The organism is Klebsiella sp. GN_Kp190 (genome assembly GCF_040061795.1).
GTDB classification, from domain to species: Bacteria; Pseudomonadota; Gammaproteobacteria; order Enterobacterales; family Enterobacteriaceae; genus Klebsiella; species Klebsiella michiganensis.
The window spans coordinates 55531-71908 of sequence record NZ_JBEAFN010000028.1 but is presented as its reverse complement, the minus strand read 5'-3'; the positions used below and the strand labels follow the sequence as shown (position 1 = coordinate 71908).

Below are 16378 nucleotides of genomic sequence, written 5' to 3'. Positions count from 1 at the left end.
GAAAAATATGGACAGCAGTAAACGACAGTTTCTGGCGCAGCTGGGCGTTCTCACCGCCGGCGCGTCTCTGGTGCCGCTGGCGGAGGCGAAATTTCCCTTTTCGCCGGCCCGCCGCGAAGGCGCCTCCGGTCATCGCTATGCCATGCTGGTTGACCTGCGACGCTGCATCGGCTGCCAGGCCTGCACCGTCAGTTGCGCAATCGAAAATCAGACGCCGCAGGGGGCGTTTCGTACTCACGTCAATCAGTATCAGGTGCAGTTGGGCGATCGGGTCACCAACGTCCTGCTACCGCGGCTGTGCAACCATTGTGATAACCCGCCCTGCGTGCCGGTCTGCCCGGTGCAGGCCACCTTTCAGCGCCAGGATGGCATTGTGGTGGTGGATAACACCCGCTGCGTCGGCTGCGCCTACTGCGTCCAGGCCTGCCCCTATGACGCGCGTTTTATCAACCATGAGACACAAACCGCCGATAAGTGCACCTTCTGTGTTCATCGCCTGGAAGCCGGGCTGCTCCCCGCCTGCGTCGAGTCCTGCGTCGGCGGCGCGCGGATCGTCGGCGATATCCAGGACCGTCAAAGCCGTATCTCGCAGACGCTCGCCCTGCACCATGACGCCATCAAGGTGCTGAAGCCGGAAAACGGTACCGTCCCCCACGTTTTCTATCTCGGACTGGACGAGGCGTTTGTTACCCCGCTGATGGGACATGCCCAACCCGCGCTCTGGCAGGAGGTATGAATGAGCCAAACCATGATCATTGAGGAAGTGCTGGCCCGTCCGCAGGAGGTGAGCTGGCTGCCGTGGGCGGTGCAGTATTTCTTTTTCATCGGCATTGCCGCCTGCGCGGCGCTGTTTGGCTGCCTGCTTCACTGGCGCAAAAGACACGATGCGAAGCTGGAACGGCTGACGCTGCTGATTGCTCTGACCTGCGCGATTACCGCGCCGCTGGCGCTGACGGCGGACCTGCATCAAACCGCCCGCTTCTGGCACTTTTACGCCTATCCCACGCCCTGGTCGTGGATGCCCTGGGGGGCGCTGTTTCTGCCGCTATTCACCCTCTTTCTGGGCCTGTGGTTTGCGGTACGGCAGTTAGGTCTGTTGCGCAATAAAAGTGACAGCGTCACAAAATGGCTGGCGCTTGCCAGCGCGCTTACCGCGACGGGGCTGCTGCTTTACACCGGACGCGAAGTCTCCGTGGTTCAGGCCCGCCCGGTCTGGTTCAGCTACGCCTTTGTGCTGGCGATGTTCTTTAGCGCGCTGCAAACCTTTTTCGCCCTGCTGATTGTCGCGGTACGCAATGATTTTCAATGCCAAAGGCAGTTGGCGATATGGCAGCTCTCAGCGCTTATGCTGCTGGCCGTCATCGTGGCGATCTGGGTCAGCGGTGATACCCTTTCCGGCTCGGCTATTCGTCAGTGGCTGGTCATTTCGCCTTCAGCCCGTCATTACGCGATCGGCTGGCTGGCATGCTGGCTTATTTCATTGATCTTTTGCGCGCTTGCCCTGCGTTATCCACTGACGCTGCCCGTTCGCGCCCTGCTGGCCGTCAGCGCCATGGCGCTGAGCTGGCTGATGCGCTGGACGCTGCTGATTCAGGGGCAAACCATCCCCAAATTTAATGCCCAGTTTAATCCCTATACCCTGCCGGTCGGTACCGACGGCTGGCTCGCTATCCTTGGCACCTTCGGCCTGTGGATTGCGCTGCTCATTATTGTCCGTGAAACCGTAAACGGACTCGCAAGGAGAAGGCAACATGGCTAATTTAACCCGTCGTCAGTGGCTCAAAGTCGGCCTCGCCGCAGGCGGTCTGGCGTCTTTCGCCCTGAGCTATCGCGAGGTGGCAAAGCGCGCCCTTGACGGCCTGCTCAGCGGTACATCCGGTAAAGTGACCCGCGATCGTATTTTCGCTAATGCGCTGATCCCGGAAGCCAATGCAAATACCGGCTGGCAACAAAATCCTCGGCAGGTTATCTCGATGACCCAATGTTTTGGCTGCTGGACGCAGTGCGGCGTTCGGGTGCGGGTGGATAGCGAGAAAGGCCAGGTACTGCGCATTGCCGGCAACCCTTACCACCCGCTTTCTCATGAGCACCACCTCGACTCTTCCATTCCTTTTTCAACCGCCATGGCGCAGCTGGCGGGTGAAAGCGGACTTGATGCCCGCTCTACCGCCTGCGCGCGCGGCGCCACGCAGCTCGAGGGACTCTATAGCCCGCTGCGGCTCCTTGAGCCGATGAAGCGCGCGGGTAAACGCGGCGAAGGGAAATGGCAGCGCATCAGCTTTGAACAACTGGTGAAAGAGGTGGTTGAAGGCGGCGATCTGTTTGGCGAGGGGCACGTTGATGGTCTGCGCGCGATTCACGATCCGATCGCCCCCGTTGACCCGCGGCATCCGGGATTCGGCCCAAAAACCAACCAGCTACTGGTCACCAACACCAGCGACGATGGGCGCGATACCTTTTTACGCCGTTTTGCGCTGAACAGCTTCGGCAGTAAAAACTTCGGCGCACATGGTTCCTACTGCGGGCTGGCCTATCGCGCGGGCTCCGGCGCCTTAATGGGCGATCTGGATAAAAACCCGCATGTGAAGCCCGACTGGGATAACGTTGAGTTCGCCATGTTTATGGGAACGTCGCCCGCCCAGTCAGGCAACCCCTTTAAACGCCAGGCCAGGCAGCTCGCCAGCGCCCGCCTGCGCAATGACTTTCAGTATGTGGTGGTCGCGCCGGCGCTGCCGCTCACCACGGTGATGGCAGACGATCGCGGGCACTGGCTGCCGGTGATCCCCGGGAGCGATTCGGCGCTGGCAATGGCGATGATTCGCTGGATTATCGAAAACCGGCGCTACAACGCCGATTACCTGGCGCTACCGGGCGCGCAGGCGATGCGGCAGGCCGCCGAAAAGAGCTGGACCAATGCGACCCACCTGGTCATCACCGATGACCAGCCGGAGCTGGCCGGACAGCATTTAACCCTTGCTCACCTGAATGCGGAGGGCGCCAGCGAACCGGTGGTGGTTAACGAAAGCGGTGACGTTGTCGCCGCCAGCGGCTGCCCGCGCGGCGCGCTCTTTGTAACGCGCCAGCTAACCCTGCCGGACGGGCGCAGCGTGACGGTCAAAAGCGGCTTCCAGCTGCTGAAAGAGTCCGCTGAAAAGCTCACCCTGACACAGTACAGCCAGCAGTGCGGCGTCGCGGAAGATAAGATCGCGGCGCTGGCGGATGCCTTTACCCGTCATGGTCGTAAAGCCGCGGTCATTACCCACGGCGGCATGATGGCCGGCAACGGATTTTACAGCGCCTGGGCGGTCATGATGCTTAATGCGCTAATCGGTAATCTCAGCCTGGAAGGCGGCGTGTTTGTCGGCGGCGGCAAATTCAACGGCGCGACAGACGGCCCGCGTTACAACCTGGAGAGCTTTGCCGGTAAAGTGAAGCCGAAAGGGCTCAGCATCGCGCGCAGCAAAACCGCGTATGAATCCTCCGAAGAGTATCGCAGCAAGGCGGCGGCGGGCGTCTCCCCCTATCCGGCCAGAGCCCCGTGGTATCCGTTCGTCGCCGGACAGCTGACCGAGCTGCTGACCTCGGCGCTCGAAGGCTACCCCTATCCGCTGAAAGCGTGGATTTCCAATATGACCAACCCGCTGTACGGCGTGCCCGGGCTACGCGCGGTTGCGGAAGAAAAGCTAAAGGATCCGCAGCGGCTGCCGCTGTTTATCGCCATTGACGCCTTTATGAATGAAACCACCGCCCTGGCCGACTATATCGTTCCGGATACGCATAATTTCGAAAGCTGGGGATTCAGCGCGCCGTGGGCCGGCGTCGCCAGTAAGGCCACCACCGCCCGCTGGCCGGTCGTGCCTGCCGCCACCGCAAAAACCGCTGACGGTGAGCCAGCGTCAATGGAAGCATTTTGCATTGCGGTGGCGAAGCGTCTTAATCTGCCAGGATTTGGCGAAAACGCCATTACCGATGCTCAGGGTAACCGCTATCCACTCCACCGGGCTGAGGACTATTACCTGCGCATGGCCGCGAACATTGCGTTTCTGGGTAACGCGCCGGTTGCCGAAGCCATTAGCGAGGATCTGACGCTGACCGGGGTGCAGCGTATTCTGCCGGTTATTAGCCAGACCCTGAAAGCGGACGAAGTGAGCCGGGTAGCCTTTGTCTACTCCCGCGGCGGGCGCTTCGCGCCCGACACAAGCGGTCGCGCGGAGAATCGCGTCGGTCAATTGTGGGAAAAACCGCTGCAAATATGGAACGCGGAGGTTGCCGCCCACCGCCACGCCATCACCGGCGAGCGCTACAGCGGCTGCCCGGCATGGTATCCGGCCAGATTGTCCGACGGACGCGCTGTCGAAGCGCTTTTCCCGCGACAGCAGTGGCCGCTGAAGCTGATCTCGTTTAAATCCAATACCATGGCCAGCGCCTCGACGGTGATCCCGCGCCTGCATCACCTTAAGCCGAGCAATCTGGTGGCGCTGAATCCGCTGGACGGCCAGCGCTACGGCCTGGCGCACGGAGACCGCGTACGAATTTCCACCCCCGGCGGCCAGGTTGAAGCCGTCATTAGCCTGTTAAGTGGCGTGATGCCCGGCGTCATCGCGATTGAACACGGCTACGGGCATCGCGAAATGGGCGCGGCGCGGCACACCCTCGACGGTGAGCCCATGCCGTTCGCTGCGCAGATTAAAACCGGCATTAACCTTAACGATTTGGGATTTGCCGACCCAACCCGCGAGGTCAGCAATACCTGGCTGGACTGGGTCTCCGGCGCGGCGGTGCGTCAGGGGCTGCCGGCAAGGATTGAGCGGGTGTAGACCGCTTCGGTACGTACAGGGTTGTGCTCCTTAGCGTACCGGTATCGAGGCGGCCATGATTAGTTATAAACCACCATCATCACGCCGGTTCCGTTGAAGGCGCCGGTTGAGGTTGGCGTCCCAGCCAGCGTTCCTCTTAACCGTAGCGAGGACTGAGATCCGGAATAGGTGGTATTACCCGGCGCTGAGTTAGCTGCCCCAAGTCCCAGATTGGCACGCATGCCGTTGCTGAGCGGGATATAGGTATTGCCTGTTTGTAGCTTTAACACATAGCTCACCGAGGAAGACGTGCAGGAAACGCCCACCGTACTATCAGCCGTTTTGCCCGCCGCCTGGTCAAGCATTAGCGTACCGAAACTTAGCGTTACCTGAGGCACAGACATGGCGCACCACTCGTTTAGCGGTGGCGCCGTCATGCAGTTTATACCGCTACCGGCTCCCGGCGGATAAACAAGGTCGGAAAAATTGAAGTTACCATTAGCTTCACGAAGCGTGTATCCAAAGCAGACGGTGGAAGAGCCTCCCACTACACTATAATTTCGGATGGAAATTTGATTTCTGACGCTATCGACGCTCGCGTTAAGCACTTCTCGCCAGGTTCCCTTATACGGGACGCCGGGCGGAGGATAACTCGTGGCAACATCCGATGTCCCCCAAAAGTCGCCATTCGCAGTCAGCGCATTTGCAACCAAAAGCCCGCCATTACTGCCTAAGTTCGCTGGTGTATCCAGGCTGACGCTACCTGAACTCACGGTAATATCACCTGTGGTGATAATCCACTCAGTACCCGTACCGAAAGGTACCAACCTTACTGCGGTGACCGTTTTCCACCGATAGTTTTCACCGTACACGGGTACAGAAACCGGCACGATCATGGCTGCCGCTAAGGCTGCCTGAAATAGCTTTTTCTTCACCTGCACTCTCCTGTGCATAAAATAGCGTTACTGGTATTCGGCCCGCAGGGTTGCGGTGGCGCTAAATAATCCTTCCACCAACTCCACCCCGTTGCGCTGAACAAGGAGAGCTTCAATACTCGGCAGCGTCACGCTATTGATGTTGATGGCCTCGCCCAGCTTAAACGGCTGGCCGTTCTGGTAGATTTTCACGCCAAGATTGGCCTGCTCAGGGGTCACCACGGTGGCATTGTCGGCATCAAACCCGGCCGCGTTACCGCGTACGCTAAGCCGCAGCTGCCATGCAAGGGTGCTGTCTTCACATTTCAGGGTTAGTGGAACGGTTTCACGGTATTTTCCCTCCACGATTTTTTTTATTCGGACATCACCGAAATCCACATACACAGGGCCGCCTTCGCTTATTGAGCAAGCCGGTGGCGTCACCAGAGTGCCGATAAACTCGAGGTTTTCCGGGTCTGCCGCCTGAAGAGATGACGTCATCATCAGGCCGACCAACAGCAAGGGGGCATATCCGCTCAATTTCATCATGTTGTTTCCCTGCGCCATTTACTGATACTCCACGACAAGCGAAGCCATGACCCTGAACGGCCCACCGCTCAGAGTCACTCCGCTTTGTTTGATGGGGGCGGCGTAAAGCTTGGGGATATTGGGGTCGGTGAAATTTAGCCAGGTGCCAACGTTAAGGCGGGTATCACCATTGTACAGGGCGATGCCCAGCCCGCTTTGACCTCCCGCCAGCGCCGTGCTGTCAAAGCTTGCCGCTGTCCCCGTTATGCGCACTTTCTGTTTTGACGATACCGCCATGGAGCAATCTAAATCGAAATCAATCAGCTTCCGGTATTGCGTCCCGTCGATACGGGTGGTCATCACCTCGTTGCCAAAGTTGACGGTGATAACGTTATTGTTATGTACCACGCACGGAGGCGCTTCTATTAAGGTGCCGCTAAAGTTAACCGTTGCGTCGGCCAGCGCGCTGGTGCCAAAGCACAACGTAAGGGGAAGCACCAGGCCACGCAGATTTATGGGGGTCACTATGTCTCTCTCCTCTCGCGTCACTGGTAGTCAATGACCATGGTGCCTGTGCCGAAAAACGGACCTGCGGTAAGCGTGGCGTTATTCTGAGCCACGGGTACGGCCCACAGCCTGGGTTTATTGGCTGTGCCATTGAAGTTGACATAATTGCCGGGAGTCATGAGCGTGGTGCCGGCACTTCCGCTGTACAGCCGTATGCCCAGGCCCCCTTTACTGGTCAACAAAAGACCGCTGCCAAAACTCGCCAGAGACCCTCGAATCGTCAGTTTGAGGGCATTACTGTTCAGGCCAGTACAGGTGAGGCCATATTGAATCTCTTTCTTATAATTCACTCCGTCTACCAGACGAGTAATCAGATCATCACCAAACTTCACGTCTACGGTGTTGTTACCGTCAATAACGCACTGCGGCCCATCGATCAGGGTGCCGTTGACGGTGATAGTGGTGGTATCTCCTTCAGCGGCCTTCGCCTGTCCGCCGGAAAAAAACAGTAAGGCTCCAGCCATCATCAGATACGCTCGGGATGTTATTGAGTGTTGGCGCGTCATATCAGCCTTCCTTTGGTAGTGCCACTTTTCCCGCCCGGCACAGCGTCCCGGTGCAGGTAAACGGTAATAATCGCGCGCTGCCATAATCATTAATAAACATCAGCGTCGGATTATTTCCCAACCGCAAGGTGGGTAGCGTCAGCGCCGCTTTATCTTTTGGAGAAACCATCACGGGCTCGAAATCGTCCAGCGCTTTTCCGTTCAGGCTGTCACGCGCTTCAACAAATGAAAAATGGTACGGTGTCGGATTATTAACCTCATAGCGGTCCCCCTTACGAGCGAGGGTCAGCGTTTCTACGCCGGGCACCGCATCAAGCAGGGGATCCACCTTAATCCCCTTTGGTCGCCAGAACACTTTCATTCGCGTCTGCATAGCCAGCATCAGAACGTTAGGTTTGTCGGATTTTGGTGGGATCTCGCGTAAGTTAAGCCAGAATACGCTTTCTCTGTCGTTGGGCAGTGAAGAGGCATCCGCAACCTGCTGTACCCTGATCATCGTTCTACCGTCGGGCTCAATACGCTGTACGGGCGGTAAAACCATCAGAGGGCCGTTTATTTTTTCTTCTTTCTCGTTTTCCATCCACCCCTGGGCGAGATAGGGATCCTGCGTATTATTATTTTTCACGCTCAATCCGACAGATTTCTCCCCTTCATTGAAAATAACCCGGGAGCGTTCCACAGATAATGCAGCCTGAGCTGAATGCTGGCTTCCGGTAAACAGTAGAATACCCAGAAAAGACGTTAATTTAAGTTTCATACTTTCACCTGTCGTATCACTTACAGGACCAGAGTTATTTCATCTAGCAGATAATTTACATTTTATGTCTATCTGTACATATGCGTTTTTAAGGGGGAGATCCATTTTCAGAAATGGCATGATGAACATTCCTAAATTTGCACCCCACCCATTATTAATATTCATTTTCGTCCCTGCTTATTAGCCGAGACAGTTGTCCTGGACAAGAATTAACTTGCCAGCTTCCAGCGGAGAGTATGACTTCTCCCTTTTCCGGTTTTGATACTGATCACTTTACCGTTTGATTCCATCTGGCATAATAAATAACGCATGCTGTAGATACTGATATCCATCTCATTGGCTATTTCTCGCGTTGTCAGCCATACCTCATCATCCAGTTCGCTTTTTCGTAACCGTTTTTTGGTCAAGCGTTTTATACTTTGTAAAGCTCGCTCTTTATCATCGAGCTGTCTCTCCATATCACCGGACAACGTGGTTTTCCATATTAGCTGATCTTCATCCGCATCACGTTCGTGATTATTAACAACCTCAGCATATTTATCAGAAACCGATTTGGTACCCAGCCACGAAACGAAATCACTGTATCTGGTGATATTGACTTTCCGCATAATCGAGCGTCGATAGCCACTGAGCGCCTTAATACTACAGCCCATTTTGCGAGAAATTTCATCGTGGCCTAAGCCCTGGCTCAAATAGCCTAGCATTAGCTGTTCACGCCATGTCAACTGGTAGGGGCCAGGACATTTATTACAATTTGGTTTACGTAAGTCCGGAGGCCCGCACATGAGATCGGCGAAAAACAGCATGAACAGCTTTCGCCGGATGGTCGCCACTGAGTTCCTCATCGCGAGAACTGAACTAACAACCGGGCAATGAAAGTTTTTATCATAGTGTTCACTACGTGGATAAACGCTTAACCACTTTTTCTTGAGGAGCTTAAATTTATAGTCATTGTGGGCGCGAAATCGTTGACAATCGACCCAGTCAAAGGCTTTTTCCCCAGGAGATTGCACTTGCACAATGAGATCGGCTTCCTGCAATTTTTTGACTAAGGATACGGTAATATTGCCGCTAAACTCATCCTCAAATAACTCCTCAAGGAGAAAGACCACCCCCTGAGAAAAATAATTATTCTCAGTTGCCACATAAACCGGCAAATAGGTACCTCTGGTGTCACCCATCATATTTTCTCCTCTTTCCCGAACAATTAATATCTCTACATAAATAAACACTAAAATAATTATACAATTGATGCCCCACTCACTCTCTCGGCCATGCGAGCTATATTTTAAAAGTAACGTAAATTTTTACTGAAATTATTTACATTGCATGCAATTCAATTACCCGGATGCGCCAATGTTCAATATAATTCCCGTATTTTCGAGGATCGCCATACTCATCAACCTTAACGGCTAACTCTGCTTCACCATGAAGACGAATATCCTTCACCACAATCTGAAGCCATTCAGGAAGATCGGACAACTTTTCCTGTAATACCAGACCCGTCAGATCGGTGTCCGCAATCACGGTACCATCTGACAGACGGCGATTGACCGAAATGGTTAGCGCCGCTTCAGAGTGCTCATCCTCGAACAGCGGCTCTCCCGCATGGATGACTTTATACCAGGCCTGCTCACCCGCAGTTTGTATGCCCTCCTCCTGGCGAAATTTCTCCAGCCATGCGTTATCCCGCGCTTCCTTTTGCTGCTTGATCTTGTGCATCGCATCCTCGACTCGCTGATTGGCGCGGTTAAGATGGCGCTCAAATTCCTCCTGAGATAGCCGGCGTTCGCCGCGTATCGTTTCGCTAATACCGGCCAGAAAGGCCGCCTTATCAACATGAACATCTTGTTCATTCCGCTGTTCGAGTACGCCCAAAATGTCAAACCCCATCGCCATCCCGGCGGCAAAATCGGCCAGTTCATCGTCGGTTGCCGGCAGTGCGGGATGCTGTGCTTGCTTAAGGCTCGATTGCAATTTTCTGGTTACTACTTGCCACTGCGCATTTTTCTCTTCCAGCTGATTGGCACGCACGGTGAGCGCCTGGAGTTCCTGTTGTTGCTTGCCATTGTTCTCCATTGCCGCGGCGAGCTGTTCAGAAGCCGCCTGGAGGGTAACGAACTGCTGCTGTACTTCACGGTGTCGCAAAGCGAGTTGAGCCTTCAATCTCTCTACCTCATTGCGCGATAGCTGGAAATTTTCGCGTAAATCAATCTCTGCGGGACTCAGTGACGCATGTTGCCTTAACGCCTTAAACCAGCGCCCCAAAATCTGGGGATCGGGTAAAGAGGGATTCTTACTGGCCCCAGCCACTAACTTGTCCCGGTCTTCCGCTACCGTTGGCGCCTGCTTATCCGTCGGTTTAGAAGGCGTAATCGCAGGTGATGTCATTCGCTTATCGGCGGCAACAGCCGGTGGTACTCTTTTTTTTCTTGTTGCCGCCGGAGGCGGAGCTTTAGATTTCTCACCGGGCAGCGATCGCTGTACAGCAGATTTTTGACGCGGCGCAGAAGATTTGTCTTCCTCCGCTTGTGGCTGAGACGGGGATGTAATGGCTTTATTTTCATCATTGCGTGACGTCCATTCACGAGCATAGTTCAACACATCCGCCCGTGAAGATGAAATCAAAACGATACCCATCATCAGGACCAAAACGTTCCCTGCTCTACGATCCATTAAATATTCTCACCCGTTGGCTTCACGGCGAGGCTATTGAGCATTTCGGCGCGGACCTCCGAGCATAATTTTACCGCCTGAAACTTATACAAAGCGTCAATGGCATTACGCGTTTCAGGATTAACGGAACTTCGTACGTTGGTATAGCCGGAAGCGCCGAGCATCACTCGCTCAAAGCGAGACTTGAGCTCGACATGTTTAATAGGGTTAATCGACTCCAGCGCCCTGAGTTCTTTTTCGCACTGCACCATATCCAACTCCCCGTCTGAAGTCGTGGGGGGATCCACGGATTCCATGGAAGAGGTAACCTGTGACGGAATGTTTTTTGCGACGCAACCCGTTAAAAATGTACCTGCGATGATCGCTGCTATACATCCTGATTTAAACATTATTTAATGCACTCCAGTATATGATTTATTAATGCCTTCTTTCCTGAAAATAAAGCAACAGGAAGCAAGCAGATTCTTATAAAGAACATTCAAATGGTTATTTGATCCATGAATAAATAGCAGCCCAGAAAAGTTAACCAACTGACATTTTGCGTAAAGCAGTAATAACTCATCAGCCCGGGTTTTAATCATATTCCAGAAGAAAAGTGGTGACGCATTCAAAATCTCCTTCTCTGACCAGATGATGTACTGGTGCGGAAATAAAGGCCTGAAAATTTAAAAAAGTATCTCCCGCCTTCAATGCTGCCGGCCGCATAGGGACATTGGGTTTTACCGGCGTACCGTTCTCATCTTCCAGCGCAATGGCAATACCACTCGCCGTTCCGCTGACGGCGAATAGCCCTGGCTGAGCGCTATCCTCAGTTCCCATAAAGGTTACGGTCACCGTGTCGCCCAGCGAGAGATCGCACTCCGTCAACCAGATTGAAAAACGCTCGCGTTCGCTGCGGGGATATTTCATAAATGTCTTAGAAGGCACGTTACGAAAATCGACAATCTGATCTTCTGAATCCACGTGTAATTCACAAGGGTCGGCAATCAGATTCCCGGAGAAATGAACGTCAGTATCGGCATGAGTGACCGACACACCAGTCAGCACAAGCAGCAGAGGAAAGCTTGCCAGGCTGAGTACGCGCACGATATTTTTTTTCATTATTCGTACTCCAGGCCGATATTCACCACGCTGCGCCATTCATTAGCCATCAGCGGCGCGGGAAGACGCCATAGCTGAGCCTGCACCACCAAATCGTTGCGTCCCGGATAGAGAATCTGCGGTCGACTCTGGATCGCGGGTCGTAAGAGTTCTCCCTGTCGGTCGCTAAGGCGCAACGCGACCCCTTCTACGCCACCATGCACCCGGAAAAAGCGGTCATCCATCGGTTCTGCTTCCCCATAGATAGTCAGTCTTACCGCAGACTGTCCGTTTAACATCGTGGCGCCGCGCATCATTTGGCGATCGCGCATAAACGAGTATTCTCCCGGGCAACGATCTAATTTGATGTACACCAGTACTGATGGCGTAACGCTACCCGGCCGTTCCAGTCCCCAGGCAACGGTGCTGCCCAAATCGATCTCTTGTTCTGCCGACTCAGGCAGCAGCGCGCACGGTGACGCAACAAGCGTTCCGCTTGCGCGAATGCCGCCATTCAGGCCATCGGTATCCCAGTTAGCGGCGCTCGCCGCGGAAACGACTCCAGCCATCAAAAGCCACAACATGAGGGTGGTATGACCAAATCCTTGTTTCATCAGGCTTCTCCTGTGTTCAGCTTCGGCGTCCATCAGCTTGCCGGGGTATCCGCAGCCCGGCAGATGTTACCGCTGCAGCTAAACCGCAGGGTTGGCTTACCGCCGAAGTCGTTAATCGTGGTGACATGCGGCACGGTATAGTGCGCGCTATTGACCATCGAGGTGGACTTCGGCGGTACCATCACCGTTTGAAATCCGCTGGCCACCGCCACTTTCGGCGCAGCGGTAATCCCGATCACCGTCATGTAATAGGGCGTCGGGTTTTCTACCCGATAACCGCCGTTCACTTTATGCAGCACCAGTTGGTTATCCCAGCGGCTATACTTCTCCGGCAGAATGGCTTTGGGGCGATAGAACAATTTTATTTTGGTGTGTAACGCCAGCTGCATCACGTTGGGTCGCTCGCTTTTTGGCGGCACCTCGCGCACGTTGAAATAAAAAATGCTCTCTCTGTCCTGAGGTAACATCGCGGCATCCGGCATGGCGTTGATACGCATCATGCTCTTCCCTTTCGCTTCAAGACGCTGCAGCGGCGGAACAACCACCAGAGGACCGCTGATTTTTTTCCCGTGTTCATCCTCAATCCATCCCTGCGCCAGGTACGGCATTGACGTACTGTCGTTAGTAATACTCAGGGAAATGCTCTTTTCCGAACCGGGGAAAATCGCCCGCGTTCTGTCCAGCGCAATCGCTGCCCCGGCTTCGTTAACCAGACCTGCCGCCAGGCTTGCCAGCACTATCGTCATCGCTATCTTTTTGCTTTTCATTACATCACCATTCACTTTCTCAGCCGCGAGTGACCGGCTTGCACGGCAGCAATAGCTGCTGTGCAGGGATAACCCGTGGCAGTACGACTTCACACTGAGCGGAACCACTCCAGTGCACGGTTAAGCGTTCATCCGGATTTACGCCGGTCAACCAGGCCAGTCCGCTGTCGCTGACCATCCCCAGTTCGCGATCTTTTGCGTTATGTACCGTGGCGCCGAATGGCGGATGGCGCCCATCTTCCTGGCTGAGGATGGCCACGACCTTAGAGCCTTTCAGCACATCAAAACGACGGAACCCGATGGCCCCTTCAGTCAGGGCGAGTTCAACAACCGGCGTTCCGCCAGACTCGACATCGTCTGGCAGGCGATTAACGTCAATCTCAGCGCGGGTTCGATAGTAATTTGGCACCCCAGGGATTACCGCGATGCCAAAAGCATTGGTATGGCCCTGAAAGCCCACCGGAACACCGCTTACCCCATCAGTACTGACCATCAGACGAGTCCCACCCTGTACCCCACCAGGGTGCAGCGCCACGCCTTCAGCGGTCGCGGTCATACCGCCGCTGGCGGAAATACCAAACGAGGAGTACTGGCTTTGCGCCCAGTTAAAGTTGGTGGTGACATCCGCCATATTGCCCAGGTGCGAGTAGTACCCGCTCATCTGGCTGCGAGTTCCTTCCCCACCGCCGACGCTGTTGCCGGCGTTGATGCTGTAATAGTCGTTGTTATCCAGCCTTTGGCTCCAGCTGGCATTTTGTGTATAGCGGTCGCGGCTCATGCTGCCGTTATAGCCAACGGTTCCCGATCCAAACGGCATCGTCAGTGAGATATAGGCGCTGTCGTCCTTACGCCCGTTAAATTCACTGCGGGCGGCGTTGAGGGACAACGACAGATGCCGCCAGTCGCCGAGGTCAAAATATTTATTCAGCGACACGCTGTAGCGATCGGTCGCCGGGCGGTTCCAGTAAGTCTGATGCGACCAGTTGATGTGCGTCGACAGGCGCAGGTCTGCGAAATTTTTGGTCGCCTGGAGGGTATAAAGCTCTTTGCTATTCCCGACGTAGCCTTCCCGATAGCGCATATCCAGATATTCACCCATGGTGAGATAGTTGCGCTCAGAAAAACGGTAGCCGGCAAACGTCACTTCACTATTGATTTCATCAAAACGTTTGGAGTAGCTCAGGCGCCAGGATCGCCCTTGCCTGTTTTTATCATCCGGGAAACGCGCGCTGGCATGAGTCACGTCAGCAGAAAGTGTTCCGAAGGCGTTCATATCACGACCCGCCCCCACCGCCAGGCTGTTGTAGTCCTGGGAAAAAATGCCACCTCCGTACAGTGACCACGCGTTGGTAAGCCCCCACGAGAGCTCACCTGTGGCGAAGTATGGTCCCTGAGTGCTGTGGTTATAATCGCGTGGACGACCGGTGGTCATTTTATAACGCAGCTGGCCAGGGCGCGTCAGATAAGGAACCTGAGCCGTTTCAACCGAGAATGTCTGCACGGAGCCATCCTGCTCTTCAACGCGAACATCCAGACGTCCGGTCAGGGCGCTGTTGAGTTCCTGAATACGAAACGGGCCAGCGGCAACCGTCGTTTCATAGATGACTCGACCCTGTTGGCTGACCGTCACTTTGGCGTTGGTACGGGCAATGCCGGAGACTTCAGGCGCGTAGCCTCGAAGTTTAGGCGGCAGCTGGCTTTCATCGCTCGCCAGCGACAAACCGGTATAGCGCCAGGAGTCAAAGAGATCGGAAGAGAGATAATCCTCACCAACGGTGAGTTTCGACATCATTCCAGGTAACGCGCGATAGGCGTAGAAACGACTCCAGTCAAAATTACGTGAATTTTTATCCGCGCGTCCGGTCGTATTGTAATAGCTCCCCTGATAATCCCCCCTCAGGCGCCAGGCACCCAGGTTAACGCCTGTTGTACCACTGATACTGGCACTCTGGCTCTGATTACCCTGACGAGGCCAGGTGACGTTGGTATTCAGGTTATAGTCAACCAACATCCCGGGGATGCCCTCTTCCCAGCGGGAAACAGGCAGCCACGAAGCATCCTGATATTCCAGCCAGGCCTGGGGGACCGCAATTTGCAGGGAAGATTCTGACAGATCGCCGCGCAGGACGACGCCTTCAAGAGCGGAAAAATCAGCGCAACGCCCCTCGTCGAGCCACTTAATCATGTTGAGCGCGTCATCCCGCAGACCGAGAAGTTCGACCTGCGCAGGCGTCAGACAGGTTTCTACAACCACCCCATCGTCACGGGTTCTTTCAATAAAAGAAATTTCCTGGTCAGAAATACCGTGCTCATTTAAATGCATGCTGAGCGTATAGGTTCCGGGCATAATATAGCCGGCCCGGGAAAAGCGCGATAAGTCGATATTTTCCCGGTCTTCCGAGTCCAGAATATCAATATTAAATTCTACCGCCACTACCGGTGATGTAGAACCCAAAATGGCAATAGCAATGTAAATACCCAGACGTCGCAGGTAAAAAGCTGGTGGTCTGCTTTTTTTCATTTTTTAAAATCCATTTATTGCCTGGTAGAATTCACCGGCGGGAAGTGTCAATCCCGGAAATAATTTAGATGAGAGGCTCATCTGTTTTTATCATTCATATTTCCCGCTACTGATAGGTCACCATGAAACGAATAATTCCGTACCAGTCGCCTTCTGACAACGTTTTTCCACCGCGCACTAACGATAATAAATAACGTAATTCATTATTTTCATTTTGGATCATGACGGCAGGCATCGGTATTCCATCACGCGCCACATCGCCAGCCTGATTGTGGATACGCAGTCCAAGCCCCTGCGCCTCGCCATTGACTTTAAAAATATCCGGGCGGAATATCTCCGTTTCGCCACTAAAGGTAATATTTACGCTTTGCCATAAACCGCCGCGAATCCGTTCCAGTGAGCAATTCACCAGCCGAACCGCAAAAGGTTTGATGACCGCTTTGCCTTCCTGATTAAGATCGCTATACGAGATCACGCCGAATGGAATCTCCTGCCAGATATCGTCGGTATGAATAGAACAGGCCGACTCCTGAATTTGACCATTCATTGTAACCAGGCCCCGCCCCTGGTCGGATGCCTGAGACAGCGGTGATATGCCTAATAACAAACTCAACATCAGAGAACGCGATATATTTACCATGACTGTGCTCCT

Annotated in this window: 16 protein-coding genes; 3 read left to right on the top strand and 13 right to left on the bottom strand. The window is 54.3% G+C overall.

The genetic code is table 11. The annotated features are described in order from the left end of the window. Positions 1–7: 7 nt before the first annotated feature. From ttrB to ttrA, 3 genes are read left to right on the top strand one after another with little or no spacing between them, the layout of a single operon-like run. On the top strand, positions 8–736 hold the full coding sequence (ttrB, locus tag ABLU67_RS16830) for a tetrathionate reductase subunit TtrB (RefSeq protein WP_025106318.1): 729 nt from the start codon (positions 8–10) through the stop codon (positions 734–736). Next, a complete protein-coding gene (gene ttrC, locus ABLU67_RS16825; protein ID WP_032719130.1) occupies positions 737–1759 on the top strand; it encodes a tetrathionate reductase subunit TtrC in 1023 nt (340 codons plus the stop codon). Then, positions 1752–4817 (top strand): tetrathionate reductase subunit TtrA, encoded by a 3066-nt coding sequence (ttrA, locus tag ABLU67_RS16820; protein ID WP_348852391.1) that lies wholly within the window; start codon positions 1752–1754, stop codon positions 4815–4817. The genes ttrC and ttrA overlap by 8 nt, the downstream gene beginning before the upstream one ends. 59 nt (positions 4818–4876) lie before the next feature. Here ttrA and ABLU67_RS16815 read toward each other — a convergent pair whose 3' ends face one another. The 13 genes from ABLU67_RS16815 to ABLU67_RS16755 all read right to left on the bottom strand — a co-directional run bounded on the left by ABLU67_RS16815 (position 4877) and on the right by ABLU67_RS16755 (position 16366). After that, positions 4877–5731, bottom strand: a complete 855-nt coding sequence (locus ABLU67_RS16815; RefSeq protein ID WP_048262843.1) for a hypothetical protein — start codon at positions 5729–5731, stop codon at positions 4877–4879. A gap of 27 nt (positions 5732–5758) precedes the next feature. Beyond that, positions 5759–6259, bottom strand: a complete 501-nt coding sequence (locus ABLU67_RS16810; RefSeq protein WP_025106314.1) for a fimbrial protein — start codon at positions 6257–6259, stop codon at positions 5759–5761. 18 nt (positions 6260–6277) lie between these two features. Beyond that, complete coding sequence (locus ABLU67_RS16805; RefSeq protein ID WP_025106313.1) at positions 6278–6763, bottom strand: fimbrial protein; 486 nt, start codon at positions 6761–6763, stop codon at positions 6278–6280. Positions 6764–6783: 20 nt separating this feature from the next. Next, positions 6784–7311 carry a fimbrial protein gene (locus tag ABLU67_RS16800; RefSeq protein WP_049083945.1) on the bottom strand — a complete coding sequence of 176 codons (528 nt, stop codon included), beginning with the start codon at positions 7309–7311 and terminating at the stop codon, positions 6784–6786. 1 nt (position 7312) lies between these two features. Then, positions 7313–8068 carry a fimbria/pilus periplasmic chaperone gene (locus ABLU67_RS16795; protein ID WP_047723935.1) on the bottom strand — a complete coding sequence of 252 codons (756 nt, stop codon included), beginning with the start codon at positions 8066–8068 and terminating at the stop codon, positions 7313–7315. Between the two features lie 209 nt (positions 8069–8277). Continuing rightward, positions 8278–9252 carry a LuxR C-terminal-related transcriptional regulator gene (locus ABLU67_RS16790; protein ID WP_348852390.1) on the bottom strand — a complete coding sequence of 325 codons (975 nt, stop codon included), beginning with the start codon at positions 9250–9252 and terminating at the stop codon, positions 8278–8280. Positions 9253–9388: 136 nt separating this feature from the next. Then, positions 9389–10711, bottom strand: a complete 1323-nt coding sequence (locus ABLU67_RS16785; RefSeq protein WP_224261847.1) for an FKBP-type peptidyl-prolyl cis-trans isomerase N-terminal domain-containing protein — start codon at positions 10709–10711, stop codon at positions 9389–9391. A gap of 32 nt (positions 10712–10743) precedes the next feature. Then, a complete protein-coding gene (locus tag ABLU67_RS16780) occupies positions 10744–11133 on the bottom strand; it encodes a hypothetical protein (RefSeq protein WP_025106308.1) in 390 nt (129 codons plus the stop codon). A 184-nt stretch (positions 11134–11317) separates the two neighbouring features. Then, the gene (locus ABLU67_RS16775) at positions 11318–11845 is read right to left on the bottom strand and encodes a fimbrial protein (RefSeq protein ID WP_049079764.1); all 528 of its coding nucleotides are present in this window, start codon (positions 11843–11845) and stop codon (positions 11318–11320) included. Beyond that, the gene (locus tag ABLU67_RS16770; RefSeq protein ID WP_046877956.1) at positions 11845–12438 is read right to left on the bottom strand and encodes a fimbrial protein; all 594 of its coding nucleotides are present in this window, start codon (positions 12436–12438) and stop codon (positions 11845–11847) included. The genes ABLU67_RS16775 and ABLU67_RS16770 overlap by 1 nt, the downstream gene beginning before the upstream one ends. 32 nt (positions 12439–12470) lie before the next feature. Further along, on the bottom strand, positions 12471–13205 hold the full coding sequence (locus ABLU67_RS16765; RefSeq protein WP_025106305.1) for a fimbria/pilus periplasmic chaperone: 735 nt from the start codon (positions 13203–13205) through the stop codon (positions 12471–12473). A 19-nt stretch (positions 13206–13224) separates the two neighbouring features. After that, positions 13225–15726 carry a fimbria/pilus outer membrane usher protein gene (locus ABLU67_RS16760; RefSeq protein ID WP_348852389.1) on the bottom strand — a complete coding sequence of 834 codons (2502 nt, stop codon included), beginning with the start codon at positions 15724–15726 and terminating at the stop codon, positions 13225–13227. A 106-nt stretch (positions 15727–15832) separates the two neighbouring features. Beyond that, a complete protein-coding gene (locus tag ABLU67_RS16755; RefSeq protein ID WP_025106303.1) occupies positions 15833–16366 on the bottom strand; it encodes a fimbrial protein in 534 nt (177 codons plus the stop codon). Positions 16367–16378: the final 12 nt, after the last annotated feature.